General features: G+C 46.8%; 22 protein-coding genes. 11 read left to right on the top strand and 11 right to left on the bottom strand.

Annotated elements, in window-relative coordinates; translation table 11 throughout:
* The first annotated feature begins 18 nt into the window (after positions 1-18).
* From M3N64_RS05165 to M3N64_RS05155, 3 genes are all read left to right on the top strand, one after another.
* On the top strand, positions 19-1,278 hold the full coding sequence (locus M3N64_RS05165; RefSeq protein WP_249099087.1) for a glycoside hydrolase family 18 protein: 1,260 nt from the start codon (positions 19-21) through the stop codon (positions 1,276-1,278).
* 22 nt (positions 1,279-1,300) lie between these two features.
* Positions 1,301-2,230, top strand: a complete 930-nt coding sequence (locus M3N64_RS05160; protein ID WP_249099085.1) for an NAD(P)-dependent oxidoreductase — start codon at positions 1,301-1,303, stop codon at positions 2,228-2,230.
* Between the two features lie 145 nt (positions 2,231-2,375).
* A complete protein-coding gene (locus tag M3N64_RS05155) occupies positions 2,376-2,750 on the top strand; it encodes a DUF423 domain-containing protein (protein ID WP_249099083.1) in 375 nt (124 codons plus the stop codon).
* A 156-nt stretch (positions 2,751-2,906) separates the two neighbouring features.
* On the opposite strand, the gene gerQ is transcribed toward M3N64_RS05155, so the two are convergent.
* The 3 genes from gerQ to hemQ form a co-directional block, all read right to left on the bottom strand.
* Entirely contained in the window at positions 2,907-3,437 is a 531-nt protein-coding gene (gerQ, locus tag M3N64_RS05150; RefSeq protein WP_249099080.1) for a spore coat protein GerQ, read from the bottom strand.
* Positions 3,438-3,470: 33 nt separating this feature from the next.
* Positions 3,471-3,893, bottom strand: a complete 423-nt coding sequence (locus M3N64_RS05145; protein ID WP_249099441.1) for a cell wall hydrolase — start codon at positions 3,891-3,893, stop codon at positions 3,471-3,473.
* Positions 3,894-4,341: 448 nt separating this feature from the next.
* On the bottom strand, positions 4,342-5,088 hold the full coding sequence (gene hemQ / locus M3N64_RS05140; protein ID WP_249099076.1) for a hydrogen peroxide-dependent heme synthase: 747 nt from the start codon (positions 5,086-5,088) through the stop codon (positions 4,342-4,344).
* A 295-nt stretch (positions 5,089-5,383) separates the two neighbouring features.
* On the opposite strand from hemQ, the gene pta reads away from it, so the two are divergent.
* Positions 5,384-6,376 (top strand): phosphate acetyltransferase, encoded by a 993-nt coding sequence (gene pta / locus M3N64_RS05135; RefSeq protein ID WP_249099074.1) that lies wholly within the window; start codon positions 5,384-5,386, stop codon positions 6,374-6,376.
* 220 nt (positions 6,377-6,596) lie between these two features.
* Here the strand turns inward: pta and M3N64_RS05130 are convergent, their stop codons facing one another.
* The 8 genes from M3N64_RS05130 to M3N64_RS05095 all read right to left on the bottom strand — a co-directional run bounded on the left by M3N64_RS05130 (position 6,597) and on the right by M3N64_RS05095 (position 15,562).
* On the bottom strand, positions 6,597-7,481 hold the full coding sequence (locus M3N64_RS05130; RefSeq protein ID WP_249099071.1) for an aminoglycoside 6-adenylyltransferase: 885 nt from the start codon (positions 7,479-7,481) through the stop codon (positions 6,597-6,599).
* A 132-nt stretch (positions 7,482-7,613) separates the two neighbouring features.
* A complete protein-coding gene (locus M3N64_RS05125; RefSeq protein WP_249099068.1) occupies positions 7,614-8,558 on the bottom strand; it encodes a DMT family transporter in 945 nt (314 codons plus the stop codon).
* A 555-nt stretch (positions 8,559-9,113) separates the two neighbouring features.
* Positions 9,114-9,953, bottom strand: a complete 840-nt coding sequence (locus tag M3N64_RS05120) for a M23 family metallopeptidase (RefSeq protein ID WP_249099065.1) — start codon at positions 9,951-9,953, stop codon at positions 9,114-9,116.
* The gene (locus M3N64_RS05115) at positions 9,913-10,548 is read right to left on the bottom strand and encodes a TetR/AcrR family transcriptional regulator (RefSeq protein WP_249099063.1); all 636 of its coding nucleotides are present in this window, start codon (positions 10,546-10,548) and stop codon (positions 9,913-9,915) included. Before M3N64_RS05115 ends, M3N64_RS05120 begins: the two co-directional genes overlap by 41 nt.
* 389 nt (positions 10,549-10,937) lie before the next feature.
* Complete coding sequence (gene efeB, locus M3N64_RS05110) at positions 10,938-12,179, bottom strand: iron uptake transporter deferrochelatase/peroxidase subunit (protein WP_283163305.1); 1,242 nt, start codon at positions 12,177-12,179, stop codon at positions 10,938-10,940.
* 21 nt (positions 12,180-12,200) lie between these two features.
* Positions 12,201-13,358, bottom strand: a complete 1,158-nt coding sequence (gene efeO / locus M3N64_RS05105) for an iron uptake system protein EfeO (RefSeq protein ID WP_249099061.1) — start codon at positions 13,356-13,358, stop codon at positions 12,201-12,203.
* A gap of 6 nt (positions 13,359-13,364) precedes the next feature.
* On the bottom strand, positions 13,365-14,813 hold the full coding sequence (locus tag M3N64_RS05100; RefSeq protein WP_249099058.1) for an FTR1 family iron permease: 1,449 nt from the start codon (positions 14,811-14,813) through the stop codon (positions 13,365-13,367).
* 275 nt (positions 14,814-15,088) lie between these two features.
* A complete protein-coding gene (locus M3N64_RS05095; RefSeq protein WP_249099435.1) occupies positions 15,089-15,562 on the bottom strand; it encodes a hypothetical protein in 474 nt (157 codons plus the stop codon).
* A 200-nt stretch (positions 15,563-15,762) separates the two neighbouring features.
* Here M3N64_RS05095 and M3N64_RS05090 point away from each other — a divergent pair, with 200 nt between their 5' ends.
* The 7 genes from M3N64_RS05090 to M3N64_RS05060 all read left to right on the top strand — a co-directional run bounded on the left by M3N64_RS05090 (position 15,763) and on the right by M3N64_RS05060 (position 20,704).
* Positions 15,763-16,095: a hypothetical protein gene (locus M3N64_RS05090; RefSeq protein WP_249099055.1), complete on the top strand. Its 333-nt coding sequence runs from the start codon at positions 15,763-15,765 to the stop codon at positions 16,093-16,095.
* Between the two features lie 421 nt (positions 16,096-16,516).
* Positions 16,517-17,299, top strand: a complete 783-nt coding sequence (locus tag M3N64_RS05085; RefSeq protein WP_249099053.1) for a hypothetical protein — start codon at positions 16,517-16,519, stop codon at positions 17,297-17,299.
* A gap of 44 nt (positions 17,300-17,343) precedes the next feature.
* The gene (locus M3N64_RS05080) at positions 17,344-17,721 is read left to right on the top strand and encodes a GntR family transcriptional regulator (RefSeq protein ID WP_249099050.1); all 378 of its coding nucleotides are present in this window, start codon (positions 17,344-17,346) and stop codon (positions 17,719-17,721) included.
* The gene (locus M3N64_RS05075; protein ID WP_249099046.1) at positions 17,718-18,410 is read left to right on the top strand and encodes an ABC transporter ATP-binding protein; all 693 of its coding nucleotides are present in this window, start codon (positions 17,718-17,720) and stop codon (positions 18,408-18,410) included. Before M3N64_RS05080 ends, M3N64_RS05075 begins: the two co-directional genes overlap by 4 nt.
* A complete protein-coding gene (locus M3N64_RS05070; RefSeq protein WP_249099044.1) occupies positions 18,400-19,338 on the top strand; it encodes an ABC transporter ATP-binding protein in 939 nt (312 codons plus the stop codon). Before M3N64_RS05075 ends, M3N64_RS05070 begins: the two co-directional genes overlap by 11 nt.
* Entirely contained in the window at positions 19,331-20,287 is a 957-nt protein-coding gene (locus tag M3N64_RS05065; RefSeq protein ID WP_249099042.1) for an ABC transporter permease, read from the top strand. The genes M3N64_RS05070 and M3N64_RS05065 overlap by 8 nt, the downstream gene beginning before the upstream one ends.
* A 165-nt stretch (positions 20,288-20,452) precedes the next feature.
* On the top strand, positions 20,453-20,704 hold the full coding sequence (locus M3N64_RS05060) for a hypothetical protein (RefSeq protein ID WP_249099039.1): 252 nt from the start codon (positions 20,453-20,455) through the stop codon (positions 20,702-20,704).
* Positions 20,705-20,888 lie beyond the last annotated feature (184 nt).

Raw genomic sequence — 20,888 nt, 5'->3', positions numbered from 1 at the left:
CGGGAAGGATGGATTTTTATGTTTGTCTATACAGTAAAGGCCGGGGATTCATTATTTGCAATCAGCCAGAAGTTTGATGTCCCCGTCAATACATTGCGAACAGTTAATGGATTAACGGCGACGAATGTTGTGGTCGGGCAGGCGCTGCTTGTGACAACGAATGTGTACACCGTTCAGCCGGGGGACAGCCTGTGGACCATTTCACGGATGGCTTATGTCTCGCTTGACGCAGTCCGCAGAGCGAATCCCGGCATTGATCCGAATCAGCTAAGGCCGGGACAGAAGATTAATCTGCCCGCACTTGAGCGCCGTGTGGCGACACACTTCAGTTATTCGCAGCTGCGGACGCCTGCTCTTGATCAGGCGATCATTGCGGACAACGCGCCTTATCTGACCTATATTGGTCTTTTTGAAACACATTTTAACTGGAACGGAGATTTAAGTCCGCTCAATGACAATGCGGCCGTACTCGCGGCATGGCGCGGCAGAGTCACACCTGTTCTGACGGTTACGAATCTGACCGAGACCGGATTTAATTCGGCACTTGTTCAGCGTGTGCTGAATACCCCGGACGTTCAGCAGCACCTGATTGACAATATGATTAATATGGCGACATCGCGCGGATACGGCGGCATCAATATTGATTTTGAAGGGGTACTGCCTGCAGACCGGAATGCGTTTGTCATGTTTCTTCAGGCATTGAAAGAACGCACGCAGGCTGCCGGGCTCAATCTCAGTATTGCGGTGCCTGCCAAGACGAATGATACAGTGCCGTGGGTGCGCGGATACGACTACGCGGCCATTGGGGCGATTGTCGATCAGTTTTTTATCATGGCCTACGACTGGCATCATGCAGGAAGCGAACCGGGACCGACAGCACCCATTCAGGATGTACAGGCGACGGTCAATTATGCGGCCAGCCTGATGGATCGCAGCAAGATCATCATGGGCACTCCGTTTTACGGCTATGACTGGCAGATTCCCTACTCCAGCCAGAATCCGGGCCGGGCAATTACGTATCAGGCGGCGATTAACCTGGCGATGGCCGAGCAGGTGCCAATTAACTATTCCTCTGACGATCATGCGGCCTATTTTTACTATACCGACGACAGCGGTCAGAATCGCGTTGTCTGGTTCGAAGATGTACGCAGTTTGTTTGAGAAGGCGAGGATCGTTTATGACTCGCGACTTGGCGGAATCGGTACATGGCAGCTGAATTTTGCCATGCCGCAATATCCCTGGGTGTTTACTCACTTTTTCCAGATACGCAAAGTCTGATTCATCTGCATATGGCGTGAAAATGCACGCCGTTCATGCTATCGTTAATTCTGGAACGATAACCTGGACAGGAAGGCGAGTGGTAGCGATGGCAGTGAAGACGATAGGATTCGTTGGAACCGGAGTGATGGGCAGGGGGATGATCCGTAATCTGATGAAAGCTGGTTTTACCCTTCAAGTGTTTAACCGGACGAAAAGCAAGGCAGACGATCTTATTGCAGAAGGTGCCGTCTGGAAAGCAAGTCCCGCGGAAACCGCAGCAGGTGCCGATGCTGTCATTACGATGGTCGGTTATCCTGAGGATGTGGCTTCCGTTTATTTTGATAACGGAATTATCGATCATGCGAAGCCAGGTGCCTGTCTGATTGATATGACGACTTCTTCGCCGCAGCTGGCGGAAAAAATCGATAAAGCGGCAGCAGCTAAAGAATTGTACGCACTTGATGCCCCGGTTTCCGGTGGTGATGTCGGAGCGCGTGAAGGGACATTGTCAATTATGATCGGCGGTGATCCACAGATAGCCGAACGCTTGATGCCTGTATTTCAGGCCATGGGGAGGAAGATTGTTTACCAGGGAAAAGCTGGTTCCGGTCAGCATACGAAGATGGCGAATCAAATTGCGATTGCGTCGAATATGATCGGCGTGGCTGAAGCACTGGCCTATGCCAGGCGCGCGGGACTGGACGCAGATAAGGTCATGGAGAGCATCGAAACCGGTGCAGCCGGCAGCTGGTCACTCAGCAATCTTGGACGGAGGATGCTGAAAGGTGACTTCGCTCCAGGATTTTACATCAAACACTTGATTAAGGATGAGAGGATCGCGCTCGAATCCTCTGAATCACTGGGCCTTGCTACCCCAGGACTCGCTTTATCTAAGAAAATCTATGATGAACTTGCCGCAAACGGTGAAGAAAACAGCGGGACACAGGCAATTTACAAAAAATACTTATGAAACCAGCCGTTCTGACGGATGAAAAATGAAAAGAGACCGATATTTTCTCCAGAGAGACCGATTCATTGGCAGATCAGGCCGATAACAGGCAAACACGCGTTTGATCATAGAGTAAATTCATTTGTATGAGGAGATGGATAGATACATGAAAGTTTTTATTGTCATTGGTGCTGTTTTAGCATTCCTGTCAGTCGCATTTGGCGCATTCGGGGCGCATGTATTGAAGGCGCGACTTACTGAACAGGATCTGGCTGTATTTCAGACGGGTGTCCAGTATCAAATGTATCATGCGCTGGGACTGATCGCGATTGGCATCCTCGCACTGACCGTATTCAGCGGGCAAAGCACTTTGCTCAGCTGGTCCGGCTGGCTGATGACTCTCGGCGTAATCCTTTTCTCAGGCAGTTTATACGCACTGACACTGAGTGGTGTGCGCGTGCTTGGCGCCATTACGCCGATCGGCGGACTCGCTTTTCTCGTCAGCTGGCTGCTTATTGTGATTGCGGCTTTTCGTGCGTAGAAATAAATGGAGCATCCACCGGTGGATCGGGGAGCTCCATTTCTCGTTACAGTCCTTGTGAAAAAATAGCCCGGTTTGCTCTTGGCCGATGTGATGAATCGGGTTGAGCTGGTTTCCCTCAGTTCATCTAATGATCGGGAATGGCTGAACTTTGGCTCATCTACCTCCTGGCTGAGGCGCTGTGTAAGGATATTCATAGCTGAGCGGACCGGTGAACTCGAAGTAATTGACAAATACCATCGGGATGAGATAGCGTACACGGGTTGCTTCGTCTTCAATGATGACATGGTCGCGTCCGGCGGCTTCGACCGTGCCGGTAAATTTCTTGGCATTCCACTGGCTGTTGCCCTCGAAAGTGCAGTACACGGTAGCCGTTTTCCCAAGGTTCAGTCTCAGTATGTTTTCAATGTAAGACTGTTCAACCAAAGGAAGAGGCAAGATTTGTGCCGGCTGTGTGCCCGGTTGTCCGGTTTGCGGCACCGGAACGGTGTATGCCGGATACGGGTAAGGCAGCGGTTGAGCGGACTGAGTTCCCGCAGGAGGTACAGCCTGTGCCTGAAAAGGAAAGGATGCACTGCCTGATTGCGGTGTGGCCTGCTGTCTCGAAGCATCCCAGTTTTGCGCGGCGGGATCGGGGCTGGACGACGCGCCATACGGCCAGCTGTCTGGTGGAAATTGAACACCCATAAATGAAATCACTCCTTAACGGTAAAATAAGAATCAATAGACATTCGGACAGTCGGATTCAGTTGGAGAAAAGAAGCAGTGTGCTTTGAATCGCCCGGTGTTCCACTGGCTATACCATTGTGCGGGGCATGTTCCTGCAGGCTGGAAAAACCAAAGCGCGTTTGACGCCGGATGGAACCGCTCGCCGTTAAGTGCACGCTGGGCGAGACGCTTATCCTGACTGCGTGCCGCCTGGTAAAAATACCCCTTTTGCGTTGCCTCAAATCCGCCGGGACTTTGAAAAACCATCTGCTGAATAGTTCGCAGTCCTTCAAAATCAAGACAATTGCCAAGCACGCGGTTGACGCCAACATTGCCAACCATCAGCATACCAAGTTGGCCGTCGCCTTCAGCTTCCGCGCGCATCAGTCGTGCCAGCAGTGAAACATCGCTTGAATTATGCTGGACTACAGCCATTGCCGTAATTCCTCCTTTTTGCAAAACCAATGCACCGATTTCGATTGGGATCGGCACGGGGTTTGTCATACACTTATAGGTATGCCGGGCAAAGCAGATCATGACAACAGATGCGGGAAAGATGCCTATGGAGAAAATCTGGAACGCTTCATCTGGCAGACGTGAAAAATCTGCATGGTTCACGAATGAGCCGGCCCATGATGAAAAAAAGCAATTCGCTAACGGGGATTGAAATAAAAGAGCGGGATCCATTAGGATTCCGCTCTGAACAGAAGCACAGTCTGATTGAAATAAGAAAGTATAGGATTTTAGCTAAGCATCAAAGTGTAAACCAGACACGAAAGCGCGCTGGTGCTGCGGAGCATTCCTGTTGATCAGGTGCCAGCGAGCAGCTGGAGTGCCCGTCAAGTGTCAAGTACAAGATTTACGGCAAAGCCAGGTTTTCTTATTAAATGGAAAATCTCTGATTGAAAAGCTCCTGAGTCAGCCGTGTGCCAACGAAAAACGGGCCGAATTCGCCGAAACGTGCACTCGCTTCATCAAAGCGCATTTCATAGACGATCTTCTTAAATTGCAGCGGGTCGTCAGAGAAGAGGGTAACGCCCCATTCCCAATCGTCAAAACCGACCGATCCGGTAATGATTTGATGAATTTTCCCGGCGTATTTGCGACCGATCCGGCCATGGCTTTTCATCATTTCACGCCGTTCTTCCATAGGGAGCATGTACCAGTTATCACCGTGCTCCCGCCGCTTATCCATCGGATAGAAACAGAAATAATCGGTTTTCGGAAGTGTCGGCTTTAAACGTTGTTGCACACGTGGATTTGCATAAGGGTCCTCACCGCTCTTGCCCAGATAATTACTCAATTCAACAACAGAGACAAAGGAATAAGCGGGACTGGTCACCTCAGCAAGCTTGGATTTATTAAATTCTGTTTCCAGATCGCTCAATTCATCCATGGTCGGCCGTAGCGAGACCATTACAAAATCGGCTTTTTGTCCGAGAACCGAATACAAAGCGAAGCTGCCGTCATGTGCCTCTTCATTCATTTCTGAACGAGCCAGAAATTGGTTGAATTCCATGAGTGCCTGCTGACGCTCCCACTCCGACCTGGTTTTCCATTCCGGCCAGTCAATGGTTCGGAAGTCATGCAGGCAGTACCATCCATCCAGTGTTTCAGCTGCTTCAGACATTATGAACACCTCTTTTAGTTCGTTAAATAAATGTGTATAAAATAGAAAAAGATTAGCGATATGTATTCGGAATATAGTCATTTTACGCTAAGGTTTTATCCTTTATTTAATATAGCATAGTTCCCATGCGCGGTCAGATGATGAAAATAACTTTCTCAATGTAAGCGACCTCTTTTTCGTTTATACTATAATAAAGCGTGAGATTTAAGGAATATTGTATAAGTATGACGGCGGCTTGACAAAGTCGTATTCTGATATTCAGTGAAAGAAGTATTGATGAGGAGGCAGATCAGTAATGGCAGATTTATTTGAACGACTGAAACCGGAAATTAAAAAGGGCAGACCGTCAATTATTTTTCCGGAAAGCGGCGACGAACGGATCATTGAAGCGGTTCAGGCACTCACAGAAGATGAGCTCATTGTACCGGTGCTTATTGGCAGAGCTGAAGATGCACCAGATGGATTAAAACGGCTTGCGGAAGAAGATAAAGTTGTATTTAAGTGTCCGGAAACCGATGCGGAGCTGCAGCTGAAAATTGATGCTCTGGTGGAGCGAAGAAAAGGAAAAACCGATGCCACACAGGCGGCTGAGTGGTTAAAAGATCCATGTTATTATGGAACAATGCTCGTCTATCTGGGTGAGGCAGATGGCCTTGTCAGCGGTGCCATTCATTCGACTGCCGAAACAGTCCGCCCGGCATTGCAGATTATCAAGGCGCAGGCAGGGAAAAAACGTATTTCCGGTTCTTTTATCCTCACCAAAGGAAATCAGGAATTTATCTTTGCCGATTGCGGCATCAACATTTCACCGGACAGTGAAACACTGGCTGAAATAGCCATCGAGTCAGCAGAGACCGCAAAGCTGTTTGGGATTGATCCGAAAATCGCGATGCTCAGCTTTTCAACAAAAGGATCAGCAAAAGATCCGTCCATCGATAAAGTGACCGAGGCAGTCAGACTGCTGAAGGAAAAAGCCCCCGATCTGCCTGCGGATGGCGAACTGCAGTTTGATGCCGCCTATGTGCCGGAAGTTGCAGCAAAGAAAGCACCGGACTCGCCAATCGCCGGTAAAGCCAATGTATTCGTCTTCCCGAATATCGATGCCGGAAACATTGGCTATAAAATGGTGCAGCGGCTTGGCGGCTACGTGGCCGTCGGACCGATCCTTCAAGGACTTGCCAAACCGGTTAACGATTTGTCACGCGGCTGCTCGGCGGATGACGTTTACAAGCTTGCCTTGATTACTGCCAAACAGGCACTAAGCGCGGCAAAGCCGCAAAATGCATAATTCGCATCATATCTGCAGTGTGCTGAGGACCTGAGGATCCTGCAACCGCCTGCGGGGTCTCCTCTGGCTTGCGATCAACGAGAATGCTCCACAGGGGTCCGCTACCTGCGCGTTTCATCTCAAAACATACGTCATTTTAAAGGGTGTCCCATTGTCAATAGACTTTTGAGACACCCTCTTGTTTTTAGCGTATACAACAGATAGGTTAGTATGCGCTTCTTTATAAGTAAATTTCTTTAGCGTTTGCCGGCAATTCGTGCACATGCTTCAGATAGCCGGTAACGTGCCGGTCGTCACCGCTTGCATAGAGATAATCGAAACGGGCGGCAACATTTTTGGCTAGCATTCGAAACAGGGTGCCCATCTCAAAAAGGGACTGCCAGATATGCTCAGGTGCGGCATCCGGATAGGTTCGCAGATAACTTTGCCATATCGATTGTTCTACATAGCGAGGCAGATACTTGCCGCATTTGCCGGCGCTGACTGTAAAACCAGTACGCGTGCCGGCGTACCAGGTGAGCATCTTCAGCAGTATATCGCGCACCGGTTCCTCAAGTGTCGCTTTGGCATAGGTGATCTCTCCGCGCCATAATCCTTTGGCAACATAGGGAGATACCCACCAGAATTCATTGCAGCAGTCGGCAAACTGCTTCTCGGACGGTGGTTTGATGTGATAATCACGATCATCGGCAGGCGGCGCGGATGAGAACTGCCTGTCCTTATCAAGGAGTATCACGCTCAGGCTGTCACTGGCGACCCATTCTTTGGCAACGTCCGCAGTCATCAAAGTAAGATCAATTCGGTTGCCATCGGCAAACAGCATGAGATAAGCAAATTGCCGGTCAGGATCGGATTGCTGTTCATTGCCGATATCCGTCAGATCCGGCATCTGCATGATGATCTGTTCCCCAAAAATGTCCACCCAGCGGTGGTCGGATGTAAACGATGAGAGTTCGTCAGTGACATAGACAATATCATAATCCTGAAAACAGTCGTGCGGCGCGTCGGGATTCGTTCGCGAACCGTTCATAATGACGGCACGGATCCGTTCATCTCTCGTGGCCTTGTCCATAATCAGATGCATCATTTCCTGTTCATCGCGCAATTTTATTGCCTCCTGTTCGTTTTTTAACTTGAGAATTAGAAGTAAGGAGGCGGACATGCACAACAGGTCTAAAGACGGCTAAATTGTTTTTTCATTTGCTTCCCCTTTCTTTTCTGCAATTTCCGTACCGCATCATTTCTTTCTCATGATGCTATTCTGGATGTATTCGATACGATTTTGCCGGGTATCTTTCGTTTGCGGCTCGAAGGTAACCACTGCAACGCCGGCGAGAATGAGCAGACTGCCGATTGCGAAATGAATCGAGAGTTCTTCACCAAGAATCAGCCAGCCAAGCAGCGTGCCGACGATTGGCTGAAGGAAGAGAAAAAGTGAACCCGAACCTGCGTCGATCATCGCCAGCCCTTTATTCCAGAGGAAAAATGCGCCAGCGGTTGCGATGGCTCCCAAATAGAGAATACCGGCGATCACGCGCCAGTCTGGGATATGGATTGCGCCTGCCGCCCAATCGTAGATCATAAACGGACTTGTAAAAATAAGTGCAAAGAAAATGGTATAGGCGGTCATGGCAAGCGGAGAGATAAATTCCGCCGCCTGTTTCACGGAGACAGACAGGAGTGCCCATGTCACTGCTGCCAGAACGAGCATTATGCAACCCCAGAAGTAGTTGCCAAAATGATCGGGAAGCCCAATGGTCAGCGCAACGCCCGAGGTTGCAATCAATAGTGAGAGTACTTTCCGCACAGTGAACCGCTCGCGAAGAACGAAACGTGCGCATACGACGACGAAAACCGGCGTTGCTGCAGTAATCATGGCTCCCGTATGGGCATCGGAGAGTTTGGTTCCGATAAACTGGCTGGCAATAGAGACAAAATAGCCGATAAAACCGATCCAAAGCAACATCAACCATTGCTTTTTGCTCAGCTTCAAGCGTTGCTGTGCTTTCCGCTGCTGCAAACACAATAAGGCAAACAGCAGCATTGATCCAAGCAGGTAGCGCAGCCATACAAGTGCAAGCGGTGCAATGAACTGCAGAACATACTTGCTTACGACATACATGCCGCCCCAAATCGCGGCGGCAAGCGCCAGACAGGAGGCGCCGAGAACGGATGCTTTCATTGGTATACCCCTTCTTTTATCAGGATTAAATGGTAGATCCTTTGCCAAAGAAAGGGATTGGAAAAAATAGTGCCGTATCCCTTTACTCAGCAGTGAAGGGAGGGTTGATCATTTTCAAAAAGATCAAGATAATAGCGCATGACGGAATCCTCCTTGACTGACTTTTATGACTATTATAAACGAATGAGGTGTAAATCTATAGATGAAATAAGGACAAAAAGCCCTTCGTACCTGAACAAAGATTGTCAAGGGGTTAAATGATATGTTTACTTTCTGTTCCATATACCATAATTATGTTGAAAGCATAAGCGCTTTGCTGCTTATGCTCTCTTATTTGTTATGCCTTTACCTTTATGGTTATCTATATCGTTTCCGATAATTATTTTCCCTTTAAATGAACGATTTCTCATAATCGAGGTTGAACCACATAGCGGCATTCATAAGCTTTGCTGTTATCATATCCTCAATTTCTTTTTTTCGCATATTGGATACACTATTCATTGCTCAGCCTGCACTTCACTATCTCTATTCACATCAATAATTTTTCGGGGAAAATTATTGAAATCGTATTCTATCTCTATTTGTTGGCATACCATTCCTTACTTTTACCCATGTGCCGCTTTTGAATCGTTCATATTCTTCAAAAGCACAAGGCAGCCCTTTTGCCGTTGATATATCACTACTGTCCATAAGCTGAAAATGTAAATGTGGACCAAAAGAATTTCCCGAATTTCCTATTTTACCAATAGCTTCGCCTTTTTTCACGCTCTGACCAACTGAAACTTGAATAGATCCTGTTTGAAGATGACATAAAGCAGCACATACATTGTTGCGATTTTTTATAATAACGTAGTTGCCTGCGACAGATCGTGCGTCATCTTTCTTAGGGTTAAAATAATGAGCATTTTTATAAGCATTAGATATATCTGATAGCAATTTCGTCCGTGTTCGTTCTTTATAACCGTCCTCTGCCTTTACAATGATTCCATCGCAAGGTGCATATATTTCTTTCCCCCAACAATAATATTCGTTTACCGGAATCCCAAAAAGAAGATAGTGCAACAAACTTGCTCGATAAGCAGGTAAGCCAGTTCTTTCCCAATCTACTTGTATAAAATCATAAGCATATCTTGTCCCTAATTTGTTCGTGCCGTGACTCGGAATTTTTGTTCCCGGTGTATTAGGGGAAAGCCATTCCCCCCTCAAAGGAAATGCTACAATTATTGGTTCACGCATTTCACTCATTGCGTTCCTCCTGTCAATCCATTCTTTACCTGCATTAAAAATAATGAGTGCTGCAAGTGCAAATACAAGTATGCGTACATTCCGTTTAGAATGAACATGTTTCATGCGCTTATTCATGGTGTGATGTGTAGAACAATTTTCTAAGTTCATCAAAATACTCATCTATTTTTTTTATAAGAACTTCGCTATTCAAGGTGTTTATATCACTATTACGAATGTCCTCTAATAGTTGATTGGTAAATCCAATATTAGACCAAAATATAATCTGCTTGCACTTTTCAATGGCTAATCCTTTTCTAAATTTAGTTTTATCTACTTTATCAAATAGTTTAGGGTAACAGTTTGAATGTTCATTGTGCGCTCTGTTTTCAAGTTCCTTATTGATTTCGGCGGAATTAGTAACTCGTGTGAGTTTACTAAGCTCTGAAATCCAAGGATATTTTTCAAACAGCTTTATTTGCAAAAGATATGATTGTCGTAATTTGTTAAAAATATCTTTTTCATCATAATTCATCAATTCAAAGTATTCCTTTTTCATAAGGCCTGCGAAGTAATCATACGCAATAAGGAAAAGTTCCTGTTTGCTACTTACATAATGAAACATGAGGGATTTAGAAATTCCGGCTTCTTTTGCGATTACATTGGTTGAAGCATTGTCATACCCTTGTAATGAAAATTCTTTTAATGCGGCATTTAGAACAGCGTCTCTTCTTTGAGGGTCTAAATCGAATAATTTTGCTGGCATGGCAGCTCCTCTATACTAAGTAATGTTTTATCTAATAGGTCAATAATAGTATATATTCATTTACCTGATAGGTCAACAAAAAGCATTATAACCATGCTGTATTTTCAAATTTGAATAGTTACATCCTCGTATTTTGTGCCTTGTCCATTTACTGTTTCCTCTGTTCCTGCTGCGAAATATGATAAACACCTTATCGATTTACTCGGTGCCTTTAACCTTGTCTTTGAGTGCAACATATCTTTGATTCATTTACTTTCACTTATCGGTCAGTTTGCGATATTCCGTTTTCATGCCTTTGTCGGCAGGGTGATCCTGCCATTCGTCACGATTGTTTACAATCGCTAAAAGCCCTCACGCAAAAAATCTGCGCGAGGGCTTTTGTGAAAAAATCATTCAAATAAATGCTGGGCAAAATATTCATTTTTTCTGATTCCGGACGGGACAGCAAAAAGCCCAGTCGCAATGTGATCCGTATATTCATTAAGCGCATCGCTCCGTCCGAGGACGCGCAGCAAAGGGATAAAGCTGTCTTGCGGCTTATTTTGAAACGAAATGAACAGTAGCCCGGCATCCAGATTTCCGGTCGTTGTCTGAATGCCGTTGGTATATGAATACGCGCGCCGATAGATTTGTTTTCCCGTTCCGTGGGCGAGACGAACGTGTGAATTTGCCGGCTGTTTGCTCATGATCACCGGTTCATGTTCATGACTTTGTCCAAATGCCGCGCCGGAATCTTTCTTTCTGCCGAAGACTTGTTCCTGATCGCTGTATGAGTCACGATCCCAGGTTTCGATGTTCATTTTAATCTTGCGATAGCCGAGGTAGGTACCATCGCGCATCCATTTTGGCTCGTCCGCACCTGTCCAGATGATCTTGTCCTGATCTGCTGCACGGGTCACATTGGCTGTGCCATCCTTGAACCCGAACAGATTACGTGCGGTCTTGCCTTTCGGAGCATTCAGAAAGCCGGATTCCATCCAACGGATATTAGCGGTGCCGAGTGCCTCTTTGATCAGGTTCCGAAGGGCATGAAAAGCCACTTGCTGTATATCGGCACATACCTGAACGCAAAGGTCACCATTGGAAATCGCCGGATCAAGTGATTCATGGGCAATTTTCGGCATTGGCGTCAGCTGTCTGGGCATTTTATCCGACAGCCCGAATCGATCTTTGCCGTTCTTTATAAAGAAGGAATGGCCGAGACCAAATGTGATTGTCAGGCTGGCTGCGCCAAGGTCACGCGCTTCATTGGTGTCGTTTGGCGGCAACTGTGTATTGCTGCTGTTGGCTTCGCGTTTTCCCTGAGTCAGGGTCGATGCAAGACGCGTCCAGGAAATAAACAGAGCCATGATTTTCGCGACATCGTGGACTGAGGGATCAATATCGAATGCAGCAAGATAACCGTAGCTTTGATGCGCGGTTGTGACGCCTGCCTGATGTTTTCCAAAGAAAGGTATCGTTGCTGTTGTCTTTGCTGATTGTTCGGAGGTTTTGTGACCGAACAGTTCAAGCGCTGTGCCCAGCCCGCTTGCGCCAAGCGCAATACCTCCCCCGGCAAGCGCGGTCATTTTTAACATTTCCCGCCTGGAGTAACCCTTTTTCTGCTCTGGAGTGTCGAGATCATGATCCAATTGGGCTCCCTCTCTTTCTGCTTAGAAAATTTTTGCCGTCTGTGCCATCAGCTTCGAGAGCTTGCTCAGTTCATTGCTGATTTCACGAATCTGGTCCTTGTTCAGCTTTGTATAATCTTCATATTCCGTATCCGATTTCTTGTACTTCAGCATCAGCTTGTCAAAACTCTGGAATTGTTTATCGATTTGATTGGCCAGATCTTTATGGCCCTGGTTCAGTGCCGGTATGGCCGCCTGGTAAACCGCCTGTGACCCGTCAACGTTCGCCTGAAGATCAACAAGATCCGTATGTGAATAGCGCTCTTCCTCACCGGTAATCTTGCTCGTCGCCGCTTCTTCCAGAAGTTCCATAGATCCGGCAACCATCGCTTTCGGTGTCAGTTCGAACGATTTTGCTTTTTGCTGAAGACTCAATACATCCTCAAGCAGTTTGTCCGCGTATTTCTCCTGGCCTTTCAGGCTGTTCTTTTCCCAAAGTGCGCGCTCAATTTCATGGAATCCGGTCCATTTGGACTCATCGTCAACGTCGTTGATACGCGCGTCGATGGAAGGATCCAGGTCGCCGAAGCTCTCAGCGATCGGTTCGGCACGTTCGTAGTAAATACGCGGTTTCGTATAAAGCTGTTTTGCTTTATCCACATCGCCTGCTTTGACCGCAGCCACAAATGGCTTGGTTGTTTTGACAAGCAGGTCAATCTGCTCGTTGGCGTATTTAAGATAATCGTTGACGGCCTGCTTCATCAGCTTCGAAGGCTTTGCCTTTGTTTCTTTTGCAGCAAGCAAATCATCCAGCTGATCCTCGAGCGCGCTGCTGTTTTCTTTCATTTGAGCGATATCCGGTGCAGACAGATTGGACTGTGCATAAATAGGCTGCTGGTAGCGCTCGATTTTGGCATATTGGAGCGGGAAACGGTCACGCACACCATTTTCATAGGAGAGCCATTGTGTATTGATCTGCTTCCCGTATTTTTTAATTGCCTCAGAATCATTCTTTTTTAACGCTGCCTGAAGCTTATGATTAATCTGCTTCATTTTTTGTGTGCCTTGCTTGACAGGATCACTGGTTGTCTGTGCTTTTTTTTCACTGCCGTTTTTCTGTGCATTGCTGCACGCAGTGATTGCGGGAATAAGCAGTAGAGAAATGAGAAGTAGAAGAATGACCGACTTTCTGTGTTTCATTGGAATTTAGGCCTCCCTGGCATGTTTTTTTAATGATTGCCTGTGTTCTTTAAGAACGACAACGATAAAGATAAGCAGACAAACAGCCTGCGGAATGATACTGTACCATGACGGGAAAATGCTCAGGCTGGTCACTGACGGCAGCAGATCACTGACTGTAGACGGCAGCACGCCGGCCATTTGCAGACTGTGAATGCCGGAACCCATAAACTTGAAACATAGATAAAAGACGACAAAACTTGATATCATAAAAAAAGGACGCAGCGGCAAGAGAACCCCCAGCTTCAGCATCAGAAAGCCGATGACAGTCAGGATGCCAAAACCGATGGCGATGCCGGAGATGAGATGGGCGGCCGGCATTTGCCCGGCCATGCCAATGAGAAAAATAACGGTCTCCATTCCTTCACGCAGCACCGCAATAAAGGCGAGTGCGGCGAAAGAGATCATCCTGCGGCGACTGATTGCCTGACTTGTTTTTTGCTGAATAAACGTGTTCCAGCGTTTGATGTCAGCATGACGGTGAAGCCAGTAGCCGACGTACAGCAGCATCAGACTCGCGATGACACCGGAGCACCCATTAATCAGTGAATTGTTGCTGCCGAAAGCGGCGACGGAAAGCAGAAAAGTAACACATGCGCCAACAGCCAGACAGACAAACAGCGCGAGGCACGTTCCGCTCCAGATCCACAGCTTGGCGGCCCTGGAATTCGCTTTGCGCGCGAAAGTAAGCAAAGCGCCAATAACAAGCAATGCCTCAAGACCTTCGCGGATCGGAATCAGCGCGGCATCCCACATGCCGTAATTGGCGAAGGCAAGCGGCTTCAGACTGGTGATCATTTCTGCCACGAGCGGCTTTGCTTTTGCACGTGTATCTGGATCGGCAAGATAAGCGTCCATCATAACTAAATTTTTTTCTGATTCAGTGTAAATGGTTTGCGACTGGCTGACCACATCCCCTTCGACGGAAAGCCAGTCCTGCTGCAGCTGTCTGACTTGTGATGTGGCAGTTGCCCAGTCTTTCCGGTCCATCGACTGTTTGGCGTTATCGAGCTCGGTAATGTAGGAAGACAAAGAGTGGTTTTTTTGTCTGCCCCCGTATAAACCGCTTTGATAATCCTGCAGCGTCTGTCGCAGCGCGCGCATGTTTTGCAGGGCTTCTTCAGGATCATCGTTCAGCATACTCAGCGATGCACTGCTGATATCCTGACTGAGCTGAATCGACACATCCAGCGAACTGTTTGAGACCGCCTGTTTATTCCGCTGCCACCACACTTTAAAAGACGCAAAGTCCGCATCGGCGGACCGCCCTTTTTCAAGTGCGGCAATTGCATGATCCAAATGTCCGAGCGCCGGTGAGACGTCAACATTTTGCTTGGCATCCGCGGGCAGTGCATGCATCATAAAAAGGAAGAGAAAGGCAATCACCGCTGTTCGGATGAATCGAGCACGTCGCATATGTAAACACCTCCCGCAAATGGAAATGATAATCATTATCATCTAAACAGTTTAATTTTAGTAGGATAGCAGGGCGGTGTCAATATAAATTCCTAAAAAAACAACAGTATTGTGATTTATATCATTGACTTTATGGGCAAACAAAAATGCCCCTGTTGAGGGGCACGTAAAGCAAAACAGTTAAACGTGGGATTGGAATAGGACGGAAAATACCTGGCCCCTGGGCCAGGCGGTACTAAGCGATAAATATTCTGTCATAAGCAGGCACAAACAAACTACTTTCTGATAAAGCCTTCTTCATTCAAGTATTCAACGGCCTCTTTATAGGTACGAAAAGTACCGTCCAGCAGATCGCCGGCATAGACGTTCCACAATTCATTTTCATAGATGACTTCCAGCTGCTGTCTGCCGCTTGGGGTTACCCATAATTCGTGATCGTTTCCGCCTTCAGTTTCTTTTTCGTAAATGCCCTGAGGCGAGAGTGCATGAATGGCTTTTTTCAGTAGTGTGCGCAGATCTTCCTCGGAAAAATCACGAATATTAACCATGCCTTTAGGATCAGCACGGTACCCGTCAATACCTTTCGCATAAACATATCCGTTACCGTTCGGATGGAGATGATATACGATATTCTTTCGTTCCGCGGCACTTCCGGGGTATTGAAAATTGATGCGCCCGAGAGAAACACTTTTTTGTTCGAGTTCAGGGAACGATTGGATAATCGCCAATTTCTGTTTAAAGTCAAGCAGCACGTTAAATTCAACTCCACCATTTATCTTTGATGGCAATCATTATAACATAACGAACATGTGAACGGCTACAGGACCGTCAATTGGCAACGATCATGTCTAATTCAGGTATGAATGCTCTTTCCACATAAAAATTCTGTATGCTGCGCGCTGCAATTCATATATAATAGATGCGAGATGAAAATAAATGAGGCGGATTAATGAGCTATTTTATTTACGCGGTTTTCAGCATGGTTATTCTTTTTCAAATTCTTGGACTGATCGATTTTTATCAAGGGAAATTCACATCGGAAACGGTTAAATTTATCACGGATGCTGCGCTCGGCGAACTGGAGACGAGTGCTATGCCGCCGGAAATTTTAAAGAAACTGAGACTTTATGTCACCGTTCAGTGTGCGGTAACAGTGTTGCTTTCTCTGTGCTTCATCATTGGCAGTACCGATTTCAGGATTGCTCTGGTTGTGCTGTTTATCCTGTCTCGATTCGGGTTTCGGATCGGCATCAACCGTTTTTTGAAAACGGTTGGCGAATGAGAAAACTTGGCTTCCTCAAGCTTCTGGCGAAGACGAAGACTCACTTATATTAACTTCCACTAATCTTTTGAGGTTTATATTTTCTTAATTTAAAACAGACTTTTTTAAAGGGTGTCTCAATTGACTTTTGAGATACTCTCTTAATTTTTAGGAGCGTGTTTTTGCGCGGATATCGAAGTGCGCCTGACGCAGTGGATCGATCATTCCGGCACTGCGGATCATCCTCTGTGCGCTCCTGTCTCATGCTTCTGCAATTGTTCAGGCATGTTGCTCTTTTGCGGCTGTCGATCACCATTTGCCGGATTCAAGGCTGCTAACACTATTCGTTTACATCAATTTAAAACTTTTTATGTTGTAAAAAATACATAACTAGTGTACTATGTAACTAATACATTGATATATATAAAACGGGGGATAAAAAATGGCAGCATGGTTTGCTTTATTTAAAAAAGAACTGCGTCTCGGCTGGATGCCTTTTCTGATTTTTCTCATACTGCAGATTCTGATCATGGGCTTCGGCATCTTTCTGAAGATGCGCTTTGATCAGGAGGCAGAAGCTGCGCCGGTACTGATCGGAGTTGTTCTTACAGTTTGTCTGCTTCTCTATATTCCGGTGTATCTTCTTTTTAATGTCATTCAGGAGCGGAAAACCTTTCATCTGTGGATGCAGAATCCACTGCCGGCATGGGCCATGCTTCTGGCAAAATTATCAGGAGCATTGGCTTATCTGGTGCTTTCGGCGCTCGTGATCGGCAGTTACACATGGATCAGTCTGTCGCAAATTCACCATTTGTCGGAAGAGGTTTCGCTGCTTGGCGTGTCTGTTGTGACTGCAGTTGTCTTGCTTTGGCTGGGCATTGGCGGCGGTGTCGGCTTCCTGTTTCTCTGGACAGTTCATCGGACGATGCGTTCGCGGATCGGCAGATGGTCGTGGCTTGTGCTGATCGTCGGAATTGCCGTTTACGGCTACGTGGACAACAAACTGACGCAATCCGGGATTTTCGATTTTCTGACTCATTGGGGGTGGATTCCGAGCCGCTTTCTGTATGATTTACTTATTCCGTCCGGTTCAACGATTTCGTTCCATTCTTTTGATGAATCATGGTCGTTGTACACCGGAAGCATCGTGCTTGATCTGATCATTACCGCTATTTTCTTCCTGATTACCGCGTGGCTGTCCGATCATGAGCTGGAGGCATCTTAAAGTGAGTGGGATTATGGAGATCGACATCAAGGAGGCTGGCGAGCATGGCACAACCCTTCAATCCGTCCGTACCAATCTATCAGCAGCTATGCGAACGCATTAAAAATAAAATTATTCGAGGCGAACTTAAAATTGGCGAACGTCTGCCTTCTGTCCGCGATCTGGCCATTGAATCAGAGGTGAATCCCAATACCGTGCAGCGTGCTTATCGGGAACTGGAAGAATCGGGGATTGTGGAAAAGAAACGGGGACAGGGAACCTTTGTCACTCAGGAGCCGGATATTCTTCAGCACATGCGTGAGCAGCAGAAAATCAATCATATCCGTTTTTTTGTGACTGAAATGTGCGAAATGGGCTTTTCGGAAGCTGAAATGCTTGACGGCTTGCGTGACTACCTGGAGAAAAAGGAGGACAATGTATGATTCAGCTTGAAGAAGTTACCAAACGCTATCTGACAAAAAAGGCGCTTCAGACGGTCAGTCTGCAGTTTGAACCCGGCCATATCGTTGGCCTGATTGGATCGAACGGAAGCGGGAAGTCAACCACACTGAAACTGATTGCCGGCTTGCTCCGCCCGACCAGCGGGACGGTACTGGTCGACGGTGAGGTGGCCTGTCGCAGAATCTGCCGCAAGGTGGCGTATCTGTCCGAACTGGACGCGTACTACTCATTTTTTACAGTGAAACAGACGGTCGATTTCTATGAACAGACCTTTGCCGATTTTAATCGTGAAAAAGCAGAGGAAATGCTTGATTTTATGAAGCTTGACCGCACCCAGAAGGTGAGGCATCTGTCAAAAGGGAATCGCGGCCGTCTGAAGATTGTCGTAACACTCGCACGTGAAGTGCCCTATATTCTTATGGATGAACCGCTGTCCGGGCTTGATCCGATGGTGCGCAGTTCAATTATTAAAGGACTCATTTCATTTATTGACCTGGAAAAGCAGACGGTACTCATTACGACACACGAACTGCAGGAAATCGAACCGCTGCTGGATACGGTCGTCCTGATCAGAAATGGGGTTATTCTTGATCAGAAAAGTGTCGAAGAAATTCGCGTTAGCGAAAATCTCAGTTTAGTTGATTGGATGGTGGAGAAGTATGAGCAATAATGCCGCGGCAGAGAAACCGGCAGTAAGGTTGGAGCATGTGACCAAGCGGATCGGCCGCAAAACGATTATTGATGATTTAAGCTTCGATATTTACGGCGGTGAGGTGTTCGGTTTTCTCGGGCCGAACGGTGCCGGGAAAACGACAACCATACGTATGATTGTTGGTTTGATGCGCATGTCTAAAGGTAATATCTACATACAGGGACACAGCATCAAAGGTGAATTTAAAAAAGCCATTTCCCAGGTCGGCGCGATCGTCGAAAATCCGGAAATGTATAAATTTCTGACCGGGTATCAGAATCTGGTCCATTATGCGCGGATGATTCCGGGTATCACCAAAGCACGCATCATGGAGGTTGTAGAGCTGGTCGAACTGCAGGATCGGATTCATGAGAAGGTAAAGCGTTACTCGCTCGGCATGCGCCAGCGGCTCGGTGTCGCGCAAGCGCTGCTTCATCACCCGTCGGTACTGATTCTGGATGAACCGACGAACGGCCTTGATCCGCAGGGCATTCATGATCTGCGTAACTATTTGCATGAACTGTCACGAAAAGAAAATGTAGCCATCATTGTCTCCAGCCACCTGCTCTCGGAAATGCAGCTGATGTGTGATCGAATCGGCATCTTGCAGAAAGGCCGGCTGATCGGTGTGGAAGCCGTTGACGCGTTCATCGAAAAAGGCGCAGCGAAAGTGCGCATTCAGGTAGACGACGGGCGGCTCGCCGCACAGGCCGTCGGAGAGAAACTGTCCATTGATTCGAAATTAATTGATGAGACGACAATTGAATTGCCGATTGAGCATGAGAAGATTCCGGTCGTTGTCGATACACTGGTCATGTCAAAAATCAGGATTTATGGCGTGGCCGCGGTTACCAAATCACTGGAAGACAGATTCCTGGAAGTCACAGGGGGGAAGAGCGTTGAGTAATTTTTTCGGCTTGCTTCAGAATGAAAATATGAAAATTTATCGCAGAAGTTCGGCAAAGGTCATGATCATTATTCTATTAGGCTTAATTCTGGCGGCAGGGTTGATTATTAAATATAGCGTTGATCAGCCGAAAAACGATCCGAACTGGAAACAGACGCTGACCCAGGAGAATAAGAACCTGGAAAAACAGATGGCTTCTGTAAAAGGAAATAAGCAGGCGGTAGATTACTATAAGAAAAGTATTGCCATCAATGAGTATCGCATCGATCATAATCTGAAACCGCATCGGGGAGAATCTATATGGGATTTTGTTCAGGATGCGGCAGCGAATATGGTAATGGTCATCAGCATTTTCACGATTATCGTTGTATCCACATCTATTGCCAGCGAGTTTGACACCGGCACCATCAAGCTGCTACTGATTCGGCCGATCTATCGTACGGAAATACTGTTGTCGAAATATATTTCAGCGCTTTTATTTACGGTTGTCTGTCTGATCGCACTGTTTCTGGCTTCGTGGCTGATTGGCGGCATTTTGTTCGGGTTCAGCGGTGCGGGCGACGCTTATCTCGGCTATGCTGATGGTGCGGTTTACCAGTCCAGCTGGATGCTTGAAGTATGGAAGGGCTATCTGCTGAATTGTGTGTCGCTGTTTATGATGGTCACCTTCGCCGGATTAATTGCCGCCGCATTCCGCAACGGAGGGCTTGCGATCGGACTGTCCATCTTTACAATGATGGCTTCATCCATTGTCATTCAATTACTGCAAAAATTTGACTGGGTGAAATATGTCCTGTTTGCCAATACAGATTTGACACAATACACAACCGGAACACCGCTGCGTGAAGAGATGACGCTCGGTTTTTCGCTGACCGTACTTGCCGTTTATTACGCGATCTTTGTTCTTGTCGGCTGGGCATTCTATACGCGGCGTGACATTAAAGCTTAACGGCATGCCTTTTCTGAGTAACGGATCCTGATTTATGGTCCTTTTTCCAAAGTTGATGAAATGCTTTCAATTTCCTCCCGTGCGTTAAGAAAAAGTTCATAATGAACAGGTAAGATGAATGTATTCAATAAAGATGGTGCATTGTTTCAGGAGGAGAATTCACTTATGAAGAACATTTTTTCTTTTAAAGTTTATGCGACGGCGTTCCACGTCAAGGAAATGATCCGCTTCTATAAATACTGCGAGCGATTGGGTCAGAATGTCTATATATACGGAAAGAATCAAGTGAAACATATAAAAAAGCGTTCAGAATGGCTCAATGCACTCATTGAACAGCTGTCGCGTGAGAAAGAATGTCTGGTGGTTGTCGAAGGGAACCATGTCCGACAACTGCGAAAATCTTTTGTACCGGCGTGATGATCAAATGAAACAGAAAGGAAGCATCCATCTTACCTGCACGCAGGATAAGACGGATGCTTCTTTTACTTGTACTATAAGAAAGTATATAAAATTTAAGGAAAATAGTATAAGTGCGACGGCGGTTTCGTCCGTGTCAAAGTCTTGGTGAAGTCAGGTTTTCTAATCTGGCTGGTGCTTGTTT

This window comes from Sporolactobacillus mangiferae, from assembly GCF_023336505.1.
Lineage (GTDB): Bacteria > Bacillota > Bacilli > Bacillales > Sporolactobacillaceae > Sporolactobacillus > Sporolactobacillus mangiferae.
Note: the sequence above shows the minus strand (reverse complement) of the source record. Positions and strands in the feature narration are given on the sequence as shown.

What these genes read in the sequence shown, in the direction of transcription:
- hemQ (WP_249099076.1), bottom strand. Translation starts at nt 5,088, where the DNA reads ATGTCTGAAGCAGCTGAAACACTGGATGGATGGTACTGCCTGCATGAC.
- M3N64_RS05100 (WP_249099058.1), bottom strand. Translation starts at nt 14,813, where the DNA reads ATGCGACGTGCTCGATTCATCCGAACAGCGGTGATTGCCTTTCTCTTC.
- M3N64_RS05115 (WP_249099063.1), bottom strand. Translation starts at nt 10,548, where the DNA reads ATGCCAGCAAAATTATTCGATTTAGACCCTCAAAGAAGAGACGCTGTT.
- M3N64_RS05080 (WP_249099050.1), top strand. Translation starts at nt 17,344, where the DNA reads ATGGCACAACCCTTCAATCCGTCCGTACCAATCTATCAGCAGCTATGC.
- M3N64_RS05085 (WP_249099053.1), top strand. Translation starts at nt 16,517, where the DNA reads ATGGCAGCATGGTTTGCTTTATTTAAAAAAGAACTGCGTCTCGGCTGG.
- efeO (WP_249099061.1), bottom strand. Translation starts at nt 13,358, where the DNA reads ATGAAACACAGAAAGTCGGTCATTCTTCTACTTCTCATTTCTCTACTG.
- M3N64_RS05075 (WP_249099046.1), top strand. Translation starts at nt 17,718, where the DNA reads ATGATTCAGCTTGAAGAAGTTACCAAACGCTATCTGACAAAAAAGGCG.
- M3N64_RS05165 (WP_249099087.1), top strand. Translation starts at nt 19, where the DNA reads ATGTTTGTCTATACAGTAAAGGCCGGGGATTCATTATTTGCAATCAGC.
- pta (WP_249099074.1), top strand. Translation starts at nt 5,384, where the DNA reads ATGGCAGATTTATTTGAACGACTGAAACCGGAAATTAAAAAGGGCAGA.
- M3N64_RS05120 (WP_249099065.1), bottom strand. Translation starts at nt 9,953, where the DNA reads ATGAACTTAGAAAATTGTTCTACACATCACACCATGAATAAGCGCATG.
- M3N64_RS05145 (WP_249099441.1), bottom strand. Translation starts at nt 3,893, where the DNA reads ATGGCTGTAGTCCAGCATAATTCAAGCGATGTTTCACTGCTGGCACGA.
- M3N64_RS05155 (WP_249099083.1), top strand. Translation starts at nt 2,376, where the DNA reads ATGAAAGTTTTTATTGTCATTGGTGCTGTTTTAGCATTCCTGTCAGTC.
- M3N64_RS05125 (WP_249099068.1), bottom strand. Translation starts at nt 8,558, where the DNA reads ATGAAAGCATCCGTTCTCGGCGCCTCCTGTCTGGCGCTTGCCGCCGCG.
- M3N64_RS05060 (WP_249099039.1), top strand. Translation starts at nt 20,453, where the DNA reads ATGAAGAACATTTTTTCTTTTAAAGTTTATGCGACGGCGTTCCACGTC.
- M3N64_RS05070 (WP_249099044.1), top strand. Translation starts at nt 18,400, where the DNA reads ATGAGCAATAATGCCGCGGCAGAGAAACCGGCAGTAAGGTTGGAGCAT.
- M3N64_RS05160 (WP_249099085.1), top strand. Translation starts at nt 1,301, where the DNA reads ATGCACGCCGTTCATGCTATCGTTAATTCTGGAACGATAACCTGGACA.
- M3N64_RS05090 (WP_249099055.1), top strand. Translation starts at nt 15,763, where the DNA reads ATGAGCTATTTTATTTACGCGGTTTTCAGCATGGTTATTCTTTTTCAA.
- gerQ (WP_249099080.1), bottom strand. Translation starts at nt 3,437, where the DNA reads ATGGGTGTTCAATTTCCACCAGACAGCTGGCCGTATGGCGCGTCGTCC.